1 pseudogene is annotated in these 1,210 nt (G+C 57.3%); it reads right to left on the bottom strand.

The features are described 5' to 3' along the window. Positions 1 to 72 precede the first annotated feature (72 nt). Positions 73 to 1,210, bottom strand: a pseudogene (locus AC58NV_RS23615) (IS3 family transposase); the annotation flags it as partial.

The following is a 1,210-nucleotide window of genomic DNA, read 5'->3' as shown; positions in this document are numbered from 1 at the left end:
TGTCCGTCATCAAATGAAGTGGTCCGATTGAATTGACGGCGTTTAGGACGGCCTGGCTCATCGATTTTGATCTTAAGCGGCACGCCCGAGATTGAGCAAGCGTCGCTGTTTCAGTGTTCTTTCCTTGATGTTTCTCCTTTCCTTCTGAATGCTGCCGCTGCGACCGAAGTAGACATCGGCCGGTGTCAGATTGCCGAGGCTCTCGTGATAGCGGCGGTGATTGTAGTGGTCGACGAAGGCTCTGATCGCTTCCTTAAGTGCGCCCGGTAGGTAATAGTTCTCCAACAGGATGCGGTTCTTGAGCGTCTGGTGCCACCGCTCGATCTTTCCCTGGGTCTGCGGATGATTTGACGCCCCTCGAACGTGGTCCATACCCTGGTCTTGGAGCCAATCCGCCAGGTCACCAGAGATGTATGATGAGCCGTTGTCGCTGAGCAGCCTCAGTTTGTGCCTGACGGTCGCGGACGAACAGCCTGATGCCTCCAACGGCAGTTCCAGAGTGTCGGTGACATCACCGGCCTTCATCGTTGTGCAGAGCTTCCACGCCACGATGTGACGGCTGAAATCGTCCAGGATCGTCGAGAGATAGAACCAACCCCAGCCAGTCACCTTCAGGTAAGTGAAGTCCGTCTGCCAAAGCTGGTTCGTTCTTGTGGTCTTGTCGTGGAATTCGTCCGCAGCTTTGATTACATTGAACGCTGGACCAGTAATCAGGTCCTGCTTCTTGAGGATGCGATAGATCGAAGGCTCTGATACAAAGTACTTTTTCGTGTCTGTGAAGCGGAATGCCAGCTCACGCGGCGATAGTTCCGGCTCATCCAGGGCGAGGTCAACGAGAGCCTGCCGGATCTCGTCGGGGATGCGGTTCCAGACCCGGCCGGGGTGTGGACGGCGGTCCTCGAGCCCGGCTTCACCAAACGCCTCATAGCGGGCACACCAGCGGTAGAACGTGGTTTTCGGGATGCCCAGCCTCGACAGCGTCCTCTTCACTGGCAAGTGGGACTGCTCGACAAGTCGGATGATCTCGAGCTTCTCCGTTGCGGGGTATCTCATATGTCGCCGTCCCCATCCCCGAGCATGCTTTTTTTGAGCAAGCGGTTTTCCAGGGTGAGGTCGGCAACGGCGTCCTTCAGGGCCGACGTCTCGGCCCAGCAGCTCCTTCACTTCGGGGCTTGTCGCTTGCCTGGCTGTGTCACCTGCCAGCCGCTTC

The sequence above is a fragment of the Leisingera sp. ANG49 genome (genome assembly GCF_059694505.1).
Note: the sequence above shows the minus strand (reverse complement) of the source record. Positions and strands in the feature narration are given on the sequence as shown.